Here is a 19,078-nt window from a genome sequence, read left to right as displayed (position 1 = left end):
CGCGTGAATCGTTGTATGCGTGGTGACCTTGTGGTCATAAAGGCGCCATGCAACGCGATATATGTTCGGGTCCCCATGACATCGTTTCGTCGGATCGACGCGCTAACTGAGCTTAGTGCGGTGAGTCCCCTTGTGCGTTGGATTCGCGAGGAACGATGGAAAGAAGTTCTTATGGCTGAAGTCCGCCATTAATCAGGATGGTTATTGGAGTGCGTTTCCTATGAACGACAGTCTCGTTGAGCTTCGTCGCGCCTGGCGCGCGCATCTTGCCGGCCAGCCGGTACGCATCGACCTTCCGTTCGACCGTCCGCGCTCCCTGCGCGCCGGCACCGGCCTGTCGCGTTGCGCGATAGCCTGCCCATCGGGCCTTCTGGACGCGCTGACCCATGTTTCGACGTCCGGCGCGGTGGCGCCCTTCGCGATCATGGCGGGCAGCTTCGCCGCGCTTTGCGCGACACTGGCGGCGAGCAGGGACATCGTGATCGGTGCGGATGGCAACGGAGGCGACGAGATCGATGTGTTGCCTTACCGTGTCGAGAGATCGTCATCCCTACGCGCATGCTGGGAACAGTCGGAGCAGGCCTCGCGGTGGGCTCGCGATCACGCCGGCCTGCCTTTCGAGGACAAAGTTGCCGCCATGGGGCTGGATACGGAGACCTCGCATCATCCCATCTTCCAGGTGTTCTTTTCGTGGTCGACGGACGGCGGCGCGGTGATCCCAACCGGCGTCGATTTCGCCATCTGCGTGCAGCAGGGCGACGACGGCTTGTCTTTCGAGGTGGTTTACGACGGACGTCTCTTCGACGAGGCATCGGCGAAGAGCCTGGGGGCTTTGTACGTTTCGTTCGCGATGGCGGCGTTGGATGCCCCCGACACCCGCGTCGAGGACCTATGGCGGCTGAGCAACGAAACGTGGACAGCCGCCGATCAGCCCGGTGTCGGGCATCGCTTGCCTGGCCGGAGCGATCCGGGCGCCTGGTACCCGCTTTCGACCGCACAAAAGGCCATCTGGATCGAAGAACAGGCGACGCCGGGAAGCTCTTACCAGACGATATCGGTGTTGCGTTGTGGGCCATCGGTGAATCGCGGATGGCTGGAAGCGGCCGTCGACGCGGTGATCGCGCAGAACCAGGCATTCTGGCTCCAATGGAACGATGCCGGCTGGCAACGTCAGTCGACAGCGCCAATGACGACGCGGGCGAATTTCGTCAATGAATCGATTGCCGACGAACATGCACGTACCGAGATCGTTCGCCAGTGGCATCGCGACCTCATCGCCGACATCGACATGCAGGGCATCGCGGCCGTGTTCCACTGGGCGGACACGTCGTGGGTCGTCTGGCGCCTGCATCACCTGGTGACCGATGGCTGGACGACCCTGCGCACGGCCGAGAACCTGGCAAAGAACTACGCCCTGCTGGCGCGCGATCCATCCCATCGTTTCACGTTGGACCGCCATTATCTCGACAGCCTGGCGTTGGACCTGGCTTATGAGGATTCCGCGACCTATACGGAGGACGGCGCTTTCTGGCACCACGACCTGGCGGGGCTTCCGGAGACGTCGCTTCTCGCGGTGCTGGCCGATCGCCCGCACGCCATCGGTACGCCGTTCCGTGTCGCGTCGGTCACGCGTACTTTGTCGCCCGAGTTGCAGGCCGCCATCCAGCGGCTCGCCGACGAGGCGTCGGTTACGCCTTCGGAGTGCCTGACCGCGCTCACGGCCATGTACCTGGCACGCATGGCCGGTGAAGACGAGATCGTCATCGGCGTGGCTTACCTCAACCGTACACGCGACATGCTCGATACCCTCGGGCAGTTCGCGAAAGTGCTTCCGCTGCGTTTGTCCTCCGCCGGTGGCGATACGATCGGCGCGCGCATCGGCGCGTCGGCCAGCATGTTCCGTGACGTGATGGCTCACGGGCGCTATCCGTTCAGTGAGCTGGTCCGTCACCATGGACTCGATCCGCGCCACGTCGATGTCAGCGTCAACACGCTTTTCCTGAAGCGCAGCCTGGAACTCGGCGGCGAGCCAGCCCACCTGAAATGGTTGAGCGGCCCGCAGGCAGGTCTGTCTTTCCTTTTCACGCAGTTCGGTCGAAACGCGCCGATGGGATTGGAGCTTCGCTTCAACCAATCCGTCTTCAACGACGTATCGGTAGCGCGCCATGCCGATCGGCTGCTGGATTACCTTGCCAGCGCATCGACCGATCTGCACGCGCCTGCAAACGAGGTGACGCTGCTGTCGCCCGAAGAGCGACACCTCTTGCTCGATACCTGGAACGCCACGGAGCGGGCATACGACACCGCTCGCTGCATCCACGCCTTGTTCGAGGAGCAGGTGGCACGGAATCCGGATGCGCTCGCGCTTGTCCGGGGCGACGAGCAGGTCAGCTATGCGGCATTGAACGCGCAGGCCAACCGCCTTGCGCACCATCTCATCGATCTGGGCGTAGGGCGGGACGATCGCGTAGCCGTCTGCGCGGAACGCAGTGTGGCCCTGGTGACCGGGCTGCTCGCCGTACTGAAGGCCGGCGCCGCTTACGTTCCCCTGGACCCCGCCTATCCTGCCGATCGCCTCGAACAGACCCTCGCCGATGTCGAGCCTGCCGCGATACTGGCCGACGTCGCAGGCCGACAGGCCATGGGCGCCGCGGGTGCGGGCAGCCTCGCCCTGGATGACGTCACACTCGGCTCCGCATGGCCGGCGAGCGATCCGCAGGTGCCTGGCCTGGTTCCGGGCGATCTCGCGTACCTGATCTACACGTCCGGTTCGACCGGCACGCCCAAGGGCGTGATGGTCGAGCATCGTACGTTCGTCAACCTCATTGCCTGGCACGCGGAGACTTTCGGCCTCGCGGCGGGCCAGCACAGCACGGCCACCGCGGGTGTCGCCTTCGACGCCAGCGCGTGGGAACTCTGGCCAGCGCTGGCCAGCGGCGTCACGCTGCACCTGCCACCGTCGCGGATCAGCCGCGATCCCGCCATGCTGTTGCCCTGGTGGCGTGAGCAGCCGGTGGACAGCGCTTTCCTTGTCACGCCGCTGGCCCAGCTCGCGATGGACGGTACGTTGCCGTCGAGCCTGAACCATCTGCTGGTGGGTGGCGATCGTCTCGCCGACGTGCCTGCCTCGTTGCCGGCGCATATACGACTGACCAACAACTATGGCCCCACGGAAACGACGGTGGTGGCGACCTCCGGTGTCGTCGAGGCGGGCGACATACAGCCGTCCATCGGCCGTCCCATCGCCAATACACGCGTATACGTGCTTGATGCCCAGCGGCGGCTCGTACCGCCGGGTGCCACGGGCGAGCTCTACGTGGGTGGCGCAGGCGTGGCGCGTGGCTACTGGCGGCGACCGGAACTGACGGCCGAACGCTTTCTCGCCGATCCGTTCAGCCGGGTTCCGGGGGCACGGATGTATCGCACGGGCGACGTGGTGCGCTTCCTGCCAGACGGCAGGCTGGCCTACCTGGGACGCAACGACGAGCAGGTGAAGATCCGCGGGTTCCGCATCGAACTGGGCGACGTAGAAGCGACGCTGCGAGGGTTGGACGAGGTAAACGACGCCGTCGTCGTCGCGCACGTGCCGACGGCGGGCGAGAAGCGACTTGTCGCTTACGTGGTGTTGGGAGACGGTATCGACGCCGATGCCACGATGCCTACGCTGCGTACGCGCATGGGTCGACACGTGCCGGACTACATGGTCCCGTCCGCGTTCGTTCGCTTGGCCGCGCTGCCGCTCACGACCAACGGCAAGCTGGATCGTCGCGCGTTGCCCGCTCTCGACGACGATGCCTTTTCCCGTGAGCGTTACGAAGCGCCGTCAGGTGACGTCGAAGAAGCGCTGGCCGCGACATGGCAGGCATTGCTGGGCGTCGATCGGGTCGGGCGGCATGACGATTTCTTCGCACTGGGCGGCCATTCATTGCTGGCCGTCAGGCTGCTGAGTCGTCTACCGTCCCTGTTCCAGATCGAGCTTCCGCTGTCCGCCCTGTTTGCCGCACCCACGCTGGCCGGGCTGGGCGAAACCGTGTCGCAGCGTCTTGCCGGGGCACGATACGACTCGACGACGATCGAGAGCGTGTCGCGCGACGCCGTGCTGCCCTTGTCGTTCGCCCAACAGCGCCTGTGGTTCCTCGCGCAACTCGACGAGCATAACGAGAGTTATCACATCCCCCTCGGCCTGCGGCTTCGCGGATCGCTGGACAAGGCGGCGTGGCGTCGCGCGCTGGATACGGTATGGGCACGCCACGAAGCCCTGCGCAGCCATTTCGTCAGCGTGGGTGGCACGCCCCAGGTGCGCCTTCTTCCTGCTGGACAGGGCATGCCGTGGCGCGAAGACGATCTGCGTGGCGAGCAAGACCCGTCCGCTGCGCTGAGTCGGTTGCACCAGGAAGAAGGGAGCGCGACCTTCGATCTGGCGGTAGGTCCGCTCGTGCGTGCGCGCTGGATCGAACTGGCAGACGACGACCATGCGTTCCTGCTGACCCAGCATCACATCGTTTCCGATGGTTGGTCGGTGGGCGTGTTGCTGAGGGAGTTGTCTGCCCTATATGCCGCCTTCCGGGAAGACCGGGGCGACCCGCTGCCTTCGCTGGATATTCAGTATCCCGACTACGCGGCATGGCAACGTGCATGGATGCACGGCGAGCGTCTGGCGGAGCAGTCGGCTTATTGGAAACGACAATTGGCCGATGCTCCCGTCCTGCTGGCATTGCCCACGGACAGGGCGCGCCCGCCGCTACAGAGCTTCGACGGTGCCAGCGTACCGGTGTCGCTGGACGAGGCGGCCACTCGGCGTCTGAAAACGTTCGCGCAGGACCACGGCGCCACCCTGTTCATGGGCGTGCTGGCCGCGTGGGCTTCCGTACTGGCCAGGCTCTCGGGCCAGGAGGATCTGGTCATCGGTATTGCCGGTGCCAACCGAGGTCATGTCCAGACCGAATCTCTGGTCGGCTTTTTCGTCAACAGCCTTGCCCTGCGAATCGACCTGTCGGAACGTCCAGACGTCGCCACGTTGCTGAATCGCGTGCGTCGGGTAACGGCGGACGCGCAGGTTCATCAGGACCTGCCTTTCGAGCAGGTGGTGGAAGCGGTGAAGCCGCCGCGCCACCTTGAACATACGCCGATCTTCCAGGTGCTACTGGCCTGGGATGACGATGTGATCGGTCAATGGGATGTCCAGGGTGTTCAAGGCCAGGCCATGGACGTGCCATGGATGCCGGTGAAGTACGACATTGAGCTGAACCTCGGTGAGCGTGAGGGGAGGTTGGAAGGCAACCTGCGTTACGCCACGGCCTTGTTCGATGCCGAGACGATGGAACGACATCGCCATGCCTTGCTCTGCGTGCTCAACACGATGTCGGTTGACCCGCTTCAGGCGGTAGGTGGCATCGATATCCTGGAGAGGGAAGAACGCGCGCGCCTGTTGACCGCGTGGAATGCAACGGAGCGTACGTACCCGACCGATCTCGGCATCCACCAGCGGTTCGAGGCGCAGGCCGAACGTACGCCGGATATCGTCGCCGTCGTCGCGGACGATGAGCAGGTGACGTATGCGTGGCTCAATGCGGAAGCGAATCGTCTTGCGCATGAGCTTGCGAGCAAAGGCGTGGGTCCTGACGCCCGCGTCGCCGTGTACGCGGAGCGCAGTGTAGGTATGGTGGTGGGTCTGCTGGCCGTGCTGAAGGCGGGTGCCGGCTACGTGCCGCTAGACCCGTCCTATCCGGTGGATCGCCTTGAATGGATGCTGGAGGACAGCGCCCCGCAGGTGCTGCTTACGACAGCCGCCCTGCATGGCACGTTGTCGTTGTCTCCCCAGGTGGCGGTGCTCGAACTGGACGATCCTTCAAGGCCGTGGGGGCACCGCTCGCCACTTAACCCCGTCGTCCCGGGTTTCGATCCCTCCGCGCTCGCTTATGTGATCTATACCTCCGGATCGACAGGGCGCCCCAAAGGGGTGATGAACGAACACCGTGGTGTGGTGAATCGGCTTCTCTGGATGCAGGAAGCCTATGGGCTCACCGAGGCGGATGCGGTACTGCAGAAGACACCGTTCGGCTTCGACGTGTCCGTGTGGGAGTTCTTCTGGCCATTGCTGCATGGCGCTCGCCTGGTGATGGCGCGTCCGCAAGGGCACAAGGATCCGTCTTACCTGGCCGAGGCGATTCGCAGGCATGGCATCACCATCCTGCATTTCGTTCCGTCGATGCTTCAGCTCTTCGTCGATAGCGGCAAGGCGGATGGTCTGCCAACCCTGCGCCATGTCATGTGCAGTGGCGAGGCGCTCCCGGGCGCGCTCGCGAGGAAGTTCCGCCAGGCGCTGCCTTCGGTCGCGCTGCATAATCTCTATGGTCCCACGGAGGCCGCCGTCGACGTCACGGCGTGGCCATGCGAAGGAAGCGAGCTACCGGACAATATCCCCATCGGGAAGCCCATCGCCAATACATCGATCTACCTGTTGGATGCCTTTGCCCAGCCGGTACCTCAGGGTGCGGTAGGCGAGCTGTACATTGGCGGCGTTCAGGTGGCGCGAGGGTACCTCAATCGACCGGACCTCACCGCGGAACGATTCGTGTCCGATCGATTCAGTAACGTGCCGGGCGCGCGGATGTATCGCACGGGCGACCTCGCAAGGCATCTTCCGGACGGTACCATCGTCTATCTGGGACGCAACGACGACCAGGTAAAAATCCGTGGTTTTCGCATCGAACTGGGTGAAATAGAAGGTCGATTGCTTGAGCACGGCAGCATTCGCGATGCGGCGGTGGTCGCAAGAGATGCTTCGGGCGGAAAGTTCCTCGTCGCCTATATCGTGCTGCACAAGGACATGCATCGTGACGCTACTCTTGAGGCGATACGCGCGCAGCTCGCACAGCGACTTCCCGATTACATGGTGCCATCGGCCTTCGTCATTCTGGACGTGCTACCGCTGACGCCGAACGGCAAGTTGGATCGCAAGTCGCTTCCCGCACCGGACGACAGTGCCTATGCGCGAGAAGTCTATGAAGCGCCTACGGGTCCTATGGAAGAGCTTCTCGCGACACTGTGGCAAGAGCTTTTGGGTGTCGAGCGGGTAGGGCGTAACGACAATTTCTTTGCCTTGGGTGGCCACTCACTGCTTGCCGTGAAGCACATGGAACGGCTTCGAGACGAAGGATTGTCGCTGGAAGTGCGGGCGCTTTTCGCCGCGCCGAACCTGCGCGAAGTCGCTGCCATGCTCAGGCAGGGTCATGAAATCGCCGTGCCTGTGAACGGTATCGGACCAAATGCCGCGGCTATCGTGCCTTCGATGCTTCCGTTGATCGACCTTGCGCAAGAGGACATCGATCGTATCGTCGCGAAAGTGCCTGGCGGCGTCTCCAATATCCAGGATATCTACGCGCTGTCGCCGTTGCAGGATGGCATCCTCTTCCACCATCTGATCGCGAAGCAGGGCGATCCGTACATGCTCCTGGTCGAACTGGCCATGGCGGACGAGGATCTGCTGAATCGCTTCCTGGCTGCCGTGCAAACGGTCGTCGATCGGCACGACATCCTGCGCACGTCGTTTGTCTGGGACCAACTGCCGCAGCCGGCCCAGGTCGTGTGGCGTCACGCCACGGTCGAGGTGACGACATGGCAGCTCGATCCCGCGAACGGTTCGATCGGTGCGCAGCTGGTCTCGCGTGTCGATCCGCGCCATCACCGGGTCGACCTTGAACGCGCACCCTTGCTACGTTTCGACGTCGCCCACGATGCCGAGAATGATCGCTGGCATGTCGCGCTTCGCCTGCATCATCTGGCGAGCGATCATTCGGGGCTCGAAATCCTTTTCGACGAAGTGCGGACGATCCTCTCCGGTGGTGAGGGAGTTCTCGCACCGGCCCTGCCGTTCCGGCAGCTGATCGCACAGGCGCGCCTGGGTACCTCGGAAGACGTTCATGCGACGTACTTCCGTACACAATTGGCCGACGTGGATACGCCGAGCCTACCCTTCGGGTTTGGCGAGGTGCATGGCGATGGCGAGGGCGTGGACGAGTTCCGCGAAACGCTGTCGGCGTCGCTTAACGCGCGCCTGCGCGAGCAGGCCCGGCGTCATGGCGTCAGCCTGGCGAGCCTGTGCCACCTGGCCTGGGGCCAGGTCGTGGCGCGGACCAGCGGACAGGACATCGCCGTGTTCGGCACGGTGCTGTTCGGGCGCATGGACGGCGGTGAAGGCGCCGATCGTGCGATGGGCCTGTTCATCAACACCTTGCCCCTGCGGCTGGACCTGGACGATACGCCGGTGCTGGATAGCGTGAAGCTCACGCACCGCAAGCTGGCCGACCTGTTGCAGCACGAACATGCCTCGCTGGCCCTGGCCCAGCGTTGCAGTGGCGTGCAGGCCCCGGCGCCGTTGTTCGGCGCCTTGCTTAACTATCGCCATAACCGCGACCTGGGTGCCGGGCTGGACGCGATTCGCCAGTTGGGTATCGAGTTGCTGAGTGCGGAAGAACGTACCAGCTATCCCCTTACGCTATCGGTGGAAGATGGCGGCGACAGCCTGGGCCTGACGGTACAGGTGGTGCGGCCGCTCGATGCACGTGCGGTCGCGTCCTATATGCACCGCGCATTGACGAGCCTGGCAACGGCGCTCGAGACGGCGCCGACCGTTCCCGTGCGCGATCTTGCGATCATTCCGGACGAGGAACGCACACTGCTCCTGGACACCTGGAACGCGACGGACAGGAACTATCCGCAGGACACCTGCGTCCATCGGATGTTCGAGGCGCAGGTGACGCGAACACCCGACGCCATCGCCCTGATCGCTGGCGAGGAGCGGGTTGGCTACGCGGACCTCGACGCTCGCGCGAACCGCCTCGCGCATCACCTGGTCGATCGCGGCATACGTCCGGACGACCGCGTGGCCTTGTGCGTGGCGCGCGGCGTGGACATGGTGGTGGGCCTGCTGGCGATCCTGAAGGCCGGCGGCGCCTACGTGCCATTGGACCCCACGTATGCGGGCGAGCGCTTGGCGCAGGTGCTCGTCGACGCACAACCTGTCCTGCTCGTTCACGACAGGGAAGGGCGCGCGAGCCTCGGCGCCTTGCCCGAGGGCCTCGGTGTGGTTGACCTGGACGACGATACGCCTTGGTCGGCGCTTTCCGGAGACCGCCCGCAGGTCCACGGCCTGGCGTCGCATCACCTGGCGTACATGATCTACACCTCGGGTTCCACCGGTACGCCCAAGGGCGTGATGATCGAGCACCGGGCGGCCGTGAACTACCTGCATTGGGCTGTTCAGGCGTATGCGCCGCGACGGGCCACCGTATCGTCCTCGCTGGCCTTTGACGCGACGGTGACCAGTCTCATCGTGCCCTTGCTGTGCGGCGCGGAAGTGGTGCTGCTGGGATCGGGACGCGAGATCGACGAGTTGGATGCCCTGGTCGGCGACGACGCCGGTTTGCTGAAGATCACGCCGAGCCATCTGGACCTGCTGGGAAAGGGATTGCGGGCACGCGGCGCGCGGTCGAACGTGGACCTTCTGGTGATCGGCGGCGAAGCGTTGCCACCGCAGGTGGTCGGCGACTGGAAGCACCTGCAACCCGGCATCCGCATGGTCAACGAATACGGCCCGACGGAGACCGTGGTCGGTTGTGCGATCTACGAAGCCACGGGCGAGGAGACGGCGACGGTGCCGATCGGTCGGCCGATCGCGAACACGCGCCTGTACCTGCTCGACGACCACCAGCAGCCCGTACCGCTGGGCGCCGTGGGCGAGCTGTTCATCGGTGGTGCCGGCGTCGCGCGTGGCTACTGGAACCGTCCCGAACTGACGGCGGAGCGATTCCTGCGCGACCCGTTCAGCACGACGCCCGACGCAAGGATGTACCGCACGGGCGACCTGGCGCGCTACCTGCCGGACGGCCACCTGGTCTATCTGGGTCGTAACGACGAGCAGGTGAAGATCCGCGGTTTCCGCATCGAGCCGGGCGAGATCGAGGCGCACCTGCTGGCACAGGAGACCGTGCGGGATGCAGCGGTGATCGCCCTTGGCGACGGTGCGGGCGGCAAACGGCTCGTGGCCTATATCGTGCCGCGCGACGGCGGCGATGCGGACGACGTCGTCGCCGATGCGCGTGCCCGTCTGAGCCAGGCGCTCCCTGATTACATGCTGCCGTCGGCCTTCGTGCCGATCGGCGCGTTGCCGCTGACCCCCAACGGCAAGCTGGATCGCAAGGCCTTGCCGGCACCGGACGAAGCAGCCTTCGTTCGCGAGCTTTACGAGGCGCCGCTGGGCGAAGTCGAGGAGACGCTGGCGCGCATCTGGCAGGAACTGCTGCACGTGGAGCAGGTCGGTCGCAACGACAACTTCTTCGCGCTGGGCGGCCATTCGCTGCTGGCGATCCAGCACATGGAGCGGCTACGTCGCCACGGACTCTCGCTGGAAGTGCGCGCGCTGTTCGCCTCGCCGACCTTGCGCGAACTGGCGGGCATGCTGGGTGGCACGCACGAGGTTGCGGTGCCGGAGAACCTCATCGTGCCGGGTACCGCGTCGATCCAGCCGTCGATGCTGCCGCTGATCGAACTGACCCAGGCGGACATCGACCATATCGCAGCCCAGGTGCCCGGCGGCGTGTCCCAGATCCAGGACATCTACGCCCTGTCGCCCTTGCAGGACGGCATCCTGTTCCATCACATGATGGCGGAGAAGGGCGATCCCTATCTCCAGCGGGCGCTGCTCTGTGCGCATGAGCGTGGCTCGGTCGATCGTTTCCTCGACGCCGTGCAACAGGTCGTCGATCGTCACGACATTCTGCGCACCGCCTTCTTCTGGGACCGCCTGTCGCGTCCGGCGCAGGTCGTCCTGCGCCATGCCGAGATCGAGGTCACGTCGTGGACGCTGGACGCCGCGGATGGTTCCGTGGCGGACCAGCTCATGGCGCGAGTGGATCCGCGCGATCATCGTATCGACCTGGGGCGCGCGCCCTTGCTCCGCTTCGATATCGCCAGGGATGCATCAACGGATCGCTGGTATGTGGCGTTGCGCCTGCATCACCTGATCATCGATCACGCCGGCCTGGACATCCTGCTCGACGAGGTGAAGACGATCCTGGCCGGGCAGGGTGAAAGCCTGCCGCCTGCGGAGCCGTTCCGTCGCCTGGTGGCGCAGGCCCGCCTCGGTATCGGCGAGGCCGAGCATGAGGCGTATTTCCGTGCCCAGCTGGGAGACGTGGAAACCTCCTGCCTACCGTTCGGGGTGGGTGAGACACAGGCCGAGGACTACGATGTCGAGGAGTGGCAGGAGGTCCTGCCGAGCGAGCTCAACGAGCGGCTACGTGCGCAGGCGCGTCGCCACGGGGTGAGCCTGGCGAGTCTCTGCCACCTGGCCTGGGGCCAGGTGGTGGCCCGCAGCAGCGGCCAGGACACGGCCGTGTTCGGCACGGTGCTGTTTGGGCGCATGCATGCCGGCGAGGGTGCCGATCGTGCGATGGGCCTGTTCATCAATACCTTGCCCCTGCGCCTGGATATGGACGGCACGTCCGTGCGCGAGAGCGTGCGCGTGGCGCATCGCAAGCTGGCCGAACTGCTCCGGCACGAACATGCGTCGCTGGCACTCGCCCAGCGGTGCAGCGGCGTGGAAGCGCCGGCACCGCTGTTCGCCGCGTTGCTCAACTACCGGCACAACCGGATCGACACGTCCCGTTCGGGGGCGGACAGCGGCCTGGGCCTGGATGTATTGCATGGCGAGGAGCGGACGAACTACCCCCTGACGCTGTCGGTGGAAGACGGTGGCGATTCCCTCGGCCTGACGGCCCAGACCACGGCGCCGCTTAATCCACGATCGATCTGCGCCTATATGCGCGTCGCACTGGAAAGCCTGGCCGCCGCGCTCGATCACGCGCCGGACATGCCCGTAGGCGAGCTGGCGATCCTGCCGGACGACGAGCGCACCTTGTTGCTGGAGACCCGCAACGCCACGGCCCGTCCTTATCCTGCCGATCGCCGCATCCATGAGATCTTCGAGGATCAGGTAGCGGAAACGCCCGATGCCATCGCCATCGTCGCGGGCGATCTCCGTCTGACGTACGACGAACTCAATCGTCGCGCGAATGTCCTGGCGCATGCCCTGGTCGACCTTGGCATCCAGGCCGGGCAACACGTCGCGATCCGTGCGGGTCGCGGCATCGGGCTGGTCGTGGCCGAGTTGGCCGTCCTCAAGTGCGGAGCGATCTACGTCCCCATCGATCCGGAGACGCCCGAAGACCGTCAGGCCTGGATGCTTGCGGACGCGGAGGTCCGCTGCGTGCTCGACGATGGCTCCGTTGCCGGCAATATGGCAGGCATCCCGGTACTTTCCATCGGTACCGCTTCCTCCGCGTCGGCGAAGGATGCGAATCCCGTGCTGTCGCTGTCGGGCGATGCCCTCGCCAACCTGCTCTACACCTCCGGCTCGACTGGCACGCCCAAGGGCGTGCTCATCACGCATCGCGGCGTGAATCGCCTTGTCCTCAACAACGGCTATGCGGAGTTCGGTCCGACGGACCGCATCGCGCTGGCGGCCAATCCCGCCTTTGACGCGAGCACGATGGAGGTGTGGGGCGCCTTGCTCAACGGCGGCACCCTGGTCGTGGTGGAACGGCAAGTCCTGCTGGATCCCGCGGCACTCAGCGCTGCCATCGAGTCGGCGGGGATCACCGTCCTCTTCGCGACGACATCGATCTTCAACCAATACGCCAGGGAAATCCCGCATGTGCTGGCTCGCCTGCGCGTGCTGATGAGCGGCGGCGAACGTGCCGAGCCCGCATCGTATCGGCATATCCTCGCGCAACCGGTGGCACCGTTGCTTCTTAACGTCTACGGCCCGACGGAAAGCACCACGTACGCGACGACGGCGACGGTGACCCATGTCGCGGACGACGCGACCGATATTCCGATTGGCCGTCCCATCGCCAATACGCGAGTCTATGTGCTGGATGCGCGGGGACAGTTGCTGCCGGCGGGCGCGCCGGGTGAATTGCACCTCGGTGGCGACGGTGTCGCCAAGGGTTACTGGAATCGTCCCGAATTGACCGCGGAGCGTTTCCTGCCCGATCCGTTCAGCGATATCCCGGGTGCGCGCATGTATCGCACGGGCGATCTGGTGCGCTATTTGCCGGATGGCGACCTGGTCTACCTGGGACGCAACGACGAGCAGGTGAAGATTCGCGGCTTCCGTATCGAGCCGGGCGAGATCCAGGCGAGACTGCTGGAGCTGGAGAGCATCCGGGACGCGGCCGTGGTGGCGCGTGGCGCCGCGAACGGCGAAAAGCGTCTCGTGGCTTACGTGGTGCTGCACGAGGGTATCGGTGCCGACGGCATTGTGCCGGTGCTTCGCTCCCATCTGGAACAACGGCTGCCGGCGTACATGCTGCCGGCGGCCTTCGTGGTCGTGGGTACGTTGCCCTTGACGGCCAACGGCAAGCTCGATCGCCGCGCCTTGCCCGAGCCGGACGAAGATGCCTTCGCCCATGGCGACTACGAGGCACCGCAGGGCGCCACGGAAGAGGCGCTGGCGAGTATCTGGCAGGATCTTCTCGGCCTGGGGCGAGTCGGCCGGCACGACGATTTCTTCGCGCTTGGCGGTCATTCGCTGTTGGCGATACGCATCCTGGGGCGTTTGCAGCAGGTCTTCGGCCGGTCGTTGTCCATGCGCGCGCTCTTCGCCACGCCGACGGTCGCGGGTGTGGCTGCCCTCATCGAAGATGCGCCGCTACAGCGCGAGGACGGTGTCTTCGCGGTAGTGGATCGCGGCGGGGCGATGCCGTTGTCGTTCGCGGAAGAGCGCATGCTGGCGACGCACCTGGCCGCCACGCATGGCGGCATGCTGAATTCGTCGATGATCCTGCAACTGACGGGGGAGCTTGCACCCGAGAGGCTTGAGCGTGCCTTGCAGGCCACGGTCGCCAGGCACGAGATCCTCCGCACCCGATACGCGATGGGGCAGGAGGGGCGTTTCGTCCCGGTGATCGCGGCCGCAGGCGAATTCCGCCTGTCGATCCGACCGGTCGCCGAGGATGGCGTGACGCAGGCGAGGGAGCAGGCGGCCGAGCTACCGGATTGCTTCGACGGGCCCGTGTTCGCCGCGACGCTGTTCGTGGCGTCGCCGACACAGGCGTGGCTGGTGCTGAATATTCATCACGCGGTGACGGACGGCGTGTCGTCCCAGGCGATCTGGCGCGACATCCGCGAGGCCTATGTGCGGGACGGTGCATCGCTGACCGTGCCCGCGCTTCAGTACCGCGACTACGCCGCGTGGCAACGCCGTCACCTGGATGGCCGTCGCCTCGACGAACTGCGCCATGCGTGGCGCGCGCGACTGGCCGGTCTTCCGTCCTGTCTCAACCTGCCGTTCGATCGTCCGCGCCCCATGGTGATGACCGATGAGACGGGGCATCTGGACGTCGCCTATCCGGCGGCGCTGGCCAGGGATATCCAGCGTGCCGCGGCAAGTCACCGCATCACGCCGTTCGTTCTGCTGGAGACCACGCTTGCCATCGTGCTCGGCCGGTTGGCCCGTAGTCACGATGTCGTGCTGGGCACCGTGGCCGAAGGGCGCCGCCTGCCGGGTACCGAATCGATGGTCGGCATGTTCGTCAACAGCATCGCGCTGCCGCATCGGGTCGAGCCGTCTACCAGCGTGCAGGATCACTGGGCGCGGGGTATCGACACACTGATGTGGGGGTTGGAACACGGCGACCTGCCGTTCGCCGAGATCGTCGCCGCCGTCAACCCGCAGCGCAGCGCCTCGCATGATCCGATTTTCCAGGTGTTCTGCCAGTTGCAGCAGGCGGTGCCCGATACGGATATCTCGTTCGGCGAACTGGCGGTGGCTCCCGTATCGAGGGGGTTGAGCGGTCGCGGCGCCGATATCGCGATCATCTTCCGCCACGGCCAGGACAGCCTCGTCGCGGACGTCAGCTACAGCGCCGACCTGTTCGACGCCGCGTCCATGGAAGCGATCCTGTCGTTGTACATGAGCTTCCTTGCAGACTCGGTCCGCATGCCTCAGGCCTCCGTGGACGAGGTATGGCAAGAGAGCGTGACGCGCTTGCTGTCATCGGGACAGCAAGCGGCGCTCGACCGCATGCTCCACCGCCCGGCACCTGCCACGGGCGCCTGGTATCCGCTTTCGCTGGCTCAGGAAACGGTGTGGCTGCAAGAGCAGGCCGCGCCGGCGGGTAGTTCGCACCAGGCGGTGGCGATCATGCGCCGCGCGCCGTCGTCGGATCGTGCCCGCCTGGACGATGCCGCACGCGGATTGATCGCGCAGCACCAGTCCTGCTGGCTGGAGTGGAATCGTGCGGGAAGCCAGCACGAGTCGCTGGTACCGACGACGCGCTTCGAGCGCATCGTCATCGATACCCCGGCATCGCACGAGGAACAGGAGCGGACGGTTCGCGACTGGCACCGCGCGCTGATGGCCTCGGCGGACGACCGGCAAGGCGTGGTCGCCGTGTTCCACTGGCCGGACAATGCCTGCGTGGCCTTGCGATTCCATCACATGGTGTACGACGGCTGGTCGGTCATTCGCTACTACGAGCGCCTGGCGAAAAACTATGCCTTGCTCGAAAAGACGCCCGACCCTGTCTTCGCGATGGATCGCCTCTTCATCGACACATTGAAGTCGGACCAGGCCTATCTGGATTCGTCGGCGTACGCGGAAGATGCCGTCTTCTGGCAGGCGGCCAGCGCGCGCTGGCCCGAGACGACGTTGCTTTCGACGCTGGCCGACCATCCCCATGCCGAAGACGAGGCCCAGCGTGTCGCCTCGGTGACGCGGGCCTTGTCGAGGGGATTGCAGGACGCCCTGAACAGGCTGGCCGACGAGGCGTCGGTATCGCTCGCCGAATGCGTCACGGCGTTGACCACCCTGTATCTGTCCCGGGTGAGCGGCGAAGGCGATCTCGCTTTCGGCGTAGCCTTCCTGAACCGTACGCGAGACGCGCTGGATATTCCGGGGCAGTTCGCGAAGGCGTTACCGCTGGGCCTTTCACTGGACACGCAGGCGGGCACGGTAGGCGAAGGCATCGCGCGCGTCGCGGAAGCCTTCCGCGACGTGCTGAAGCATGGCCGCTACCCCTTCGGCGAGATCGTGCGTCGCCTGGGGCTCGATGCCAGGCATACGGAGGTGAGCGTGAACACGCTCTTCCTCAAGCGTGGCGTCGAGCTGGAAGGCGAGTCCAGCCATATCCAATGGCTGAGCGGTCCGGAAGGCGGCTTGTCCTTCCTCTATACGCAGTTCGGGCGACAAGCCTCGATGGACCTGGAGCTGCGCTTCAATCGTGCCCTGTTCGACGATGCGACGATCGCGCGTCACGCGGATCGCCTCCTGCATTTCCTGGCCCAGGTCAGCGCGGATATCCATGCGCGGGTGCCGGATGTCGCCCTGTTGCTCGACGATGAACGCACGCTCGTGCTGGATACCTGGAACGCGACGGAACATGCGTTCGCGGAAGACGCCTGCGTTCACCAACGGGTTGAGACGCAGGCAATCCATCATCCGGATGCCCTCGCCCTTGTCGCGGTGGACGACGCGGTCAGCTACGCGGAACTCAACACGCGGGCCAATCGACTGGCGCATCAGCTCGTAGCGTGGGGTGTATCGCCGGACCGTCGTGTGGCTGTGTGTGCGGAGCGCGGCGTGGACCTGGTGGTGGGCTTGCTGGCGGTGCTGAAGGCCGGTGGCGCCTATGTGCCGCTGGACCCGACCTACGCGAGCGAGCGATTGGGCCAGGTACTGGACGACGCGCAGCCGGTGTTGTTGCTGGCCGATGCGGCCGGTCGCGAGGCGTTGGGTGAGGTGGTTTGCGTGGCGCTGGATGCGTCGGAAGCCTGGGCCACCCAGCCCTCGACGAATCCGCAGATCGAAGGCCTGACCTCGCGTCATCTGGCCTACCTGATCTACACCTCCGGTTCGACCGGCACGCCCAAGGGCGTGATGGTCGAGCACCGCTCGCTCGCCAACCTCATCGACTGGCATGCGCGGACCTTCGACCTGGCCCCGGGCCAGTGCACGACAGCGACGGCGGGCATGGCCTTCGACGCGAGCGCGTGGGAGATCTGGCCGGCCCTGGCCAGCGGCGTGACCCTGCACCTGCCGCCGTCGGCGGCGAACCGCGATCACGCCTTGCTGTTGCCATGGTGGCGCGAGCAGGCGATGGACAGCGCGTTCCTGGTGACGCCGCTGGCTCAGTTGGCGATGGAAGACACGCTGCCGGGCAGCCTACGTCACCTGCTGGTCGGCGGCGATCGCCTGAGCGCGTTGCCGGCGTCGCTGCCCGCCTCGCTGACGGTGACCAACAACTACGGACCGACGGAGACAACCGTGGTGGCGACCTCGGGCGTGGTGCGTCCGGGCGACACGAACCCGTCCATCGGCCGACCGATCGCGAACACGCGCCTGTATGTGCTCGACGCTCAGCAGCAACCGGTGCCGCTGGGCGCGGCCGGTGAGCTGTACGTCGGCGGTGTCGGTGTGGCGCGCGGTTACTGGAACCGTCCGGAGCTGACGGCGGAGCGTTTCCTTGCCGATCCGTTCAGCTCGGTGCCCGAAGCGCGCATGTACCGTACGGGTGACCTGGTGCGTTACCTGCCCGATGGCCAATTGATGTACCTGGGCCGCAACGACGAGCAGGTGAAGATCCGCGGCTACCGCATCGAACCGGGCGAGATCGAAGCTCGCCTGCGCGAGCGCGCGCAGGTGCGCGATGTGGCCGTGGTGGCGCGCGCGGTAGGCGCGGGCGAGAAGCGCCTTGTGGCTTATGTGGTGTTGCACGAAGGTAGCGACGCGGAGTCGGCGATCCCGACCTTGCGCACGCAGCTGGGCCAACAATTGCCCGACTACATGGTTCCTTCCGCCTTCGTGGCGCTGGACGCGCTGCCCCTGACCCCGAACGGCAAGCTGGATCGCAAGGCGTTGCCGCTACCGGACGACTCGGCCTTCGCGCGGGAAACGTATGAAGCGCCGCAGGGCCCGATCGAGGAGACCCTGGCGGCGATCTGGCGGGAGCTGCTGGGCCTGGAGACGATCGGCCGGCACGATAACTTCTTCACCCTCGGCGGCCATTCGCTGCTCGCGGTCCAGCATATGGAGCGCCTGCGTCGCGAAGGACTCTCCGTGGAAGTGCGCGCGCTGTTCTCCACGCCCACGTTGTGCGAACTCGCCGCCTCGCTCGGCGAGCATCGCGAAGTGGTGGTACCCGAGAACCGTATCCTGCGGGATACCTCGTTCATCACGCCGGCCATGCTGCCGCTGATCGAACTGACCCAGGCGGACATCGACCGCATCGTGGCCCGCGTCCCGGGGGGCGTGGCGAACGTGCAGGACATCTACGCCTTGTCGCCCTTGCAGGACGGCATCCTGTTCCACCATCTGCTGGCGGAGCAGGGCGATCCGTACCTGCTGATCGCCCAGCTCGTGTTCCCGGACCGTGGCCTGCTGGATCGCTTCCTGGTCGCCGTGCAACACGTGGTGGACCGGCACGACATCCTGCGTACGGGTTTCGTCTGGGACCAGCTCTCCCGGCCGGCCCAGGTGGTCTGGCGGAAGGCGAGCGTCGCGGTGACCCATTGGGACATCGATCCGGCGAACGGCACCGTCGCGGATCAGTTGCGCACCGCCGTGGACCCGCGCCATCACCGCATCGATCTCGGCGAGGCATCCCTGCTTCGCTACGACATCGCGCAGGATCCGCAAGACGGCCGTTGGCACGCCGTGCAGCGTCTGCATCACCTGGTGGGCGATCACTCGGGCCTGGAGATACTCTACGGTGAAGTGCGTGCCTTGTTGCTCGGACAGGGCGCGGGCCTGAAGCCGGCGCAGCCGTTCCACCACCTGGTAGCCCAGGCGCGACTGGGTATGCAGGACGCCGCGCACGAAGCGTATTTCAGTGGGCAGCTGAGCGACGTCGATACACCCAGCCTCCCGTTCGGCCTTGCCGAAGTGCATCGCGACGGGCAGCAGGTGGGCGAGGCGCATGCGCTGCTTCCGGACGCTCTCCATACCCGCTTGCGCGAACAGGCACGACGCCACGGCGTCAGTTTGGCAAGCCTGTGCCACCTGGCCTGGGGCCAG

1 protein-coding gene (cut by a window edge) is annotated in these 19,078 nt (G+C 65.6%); it reads left to right on the top strand.

Going from position 1 to position 19,078, the window contains the following annotated elements:
• Nucleotides 1-220: 220 nt before the first annotated feature.
• A protein-coding gene (locus GAK28_RS17485) for a non-ribosomal peptide synthase/polyketide synthase (protein ID WP_291782086.1) crosses the window boundary here: on the top strand, nt 221-19,078 show its 5' portion. The gene runs 12,828 nt beyond the window's last position; the window shows 18,858 of its 31,686 coding nt (coding positions 1-18,858); it begins with the start codon at nt 221-223; its stop codon lies off the right edge, out of view.

The sequence above is a fragment of the Luteibacter sp. genome, from assembly GCF_009912395.1.
In the GTDB taxonomy this organism is placed as follows: Bacteria; Pseudomonadota; Gammaproteobacteria; order Xanthomonadales; family Rhodanobacteraceae; genus Luteibacter.
This window is presented reverse-complemented; position numbering and strand designations above follow the sequence as displayed.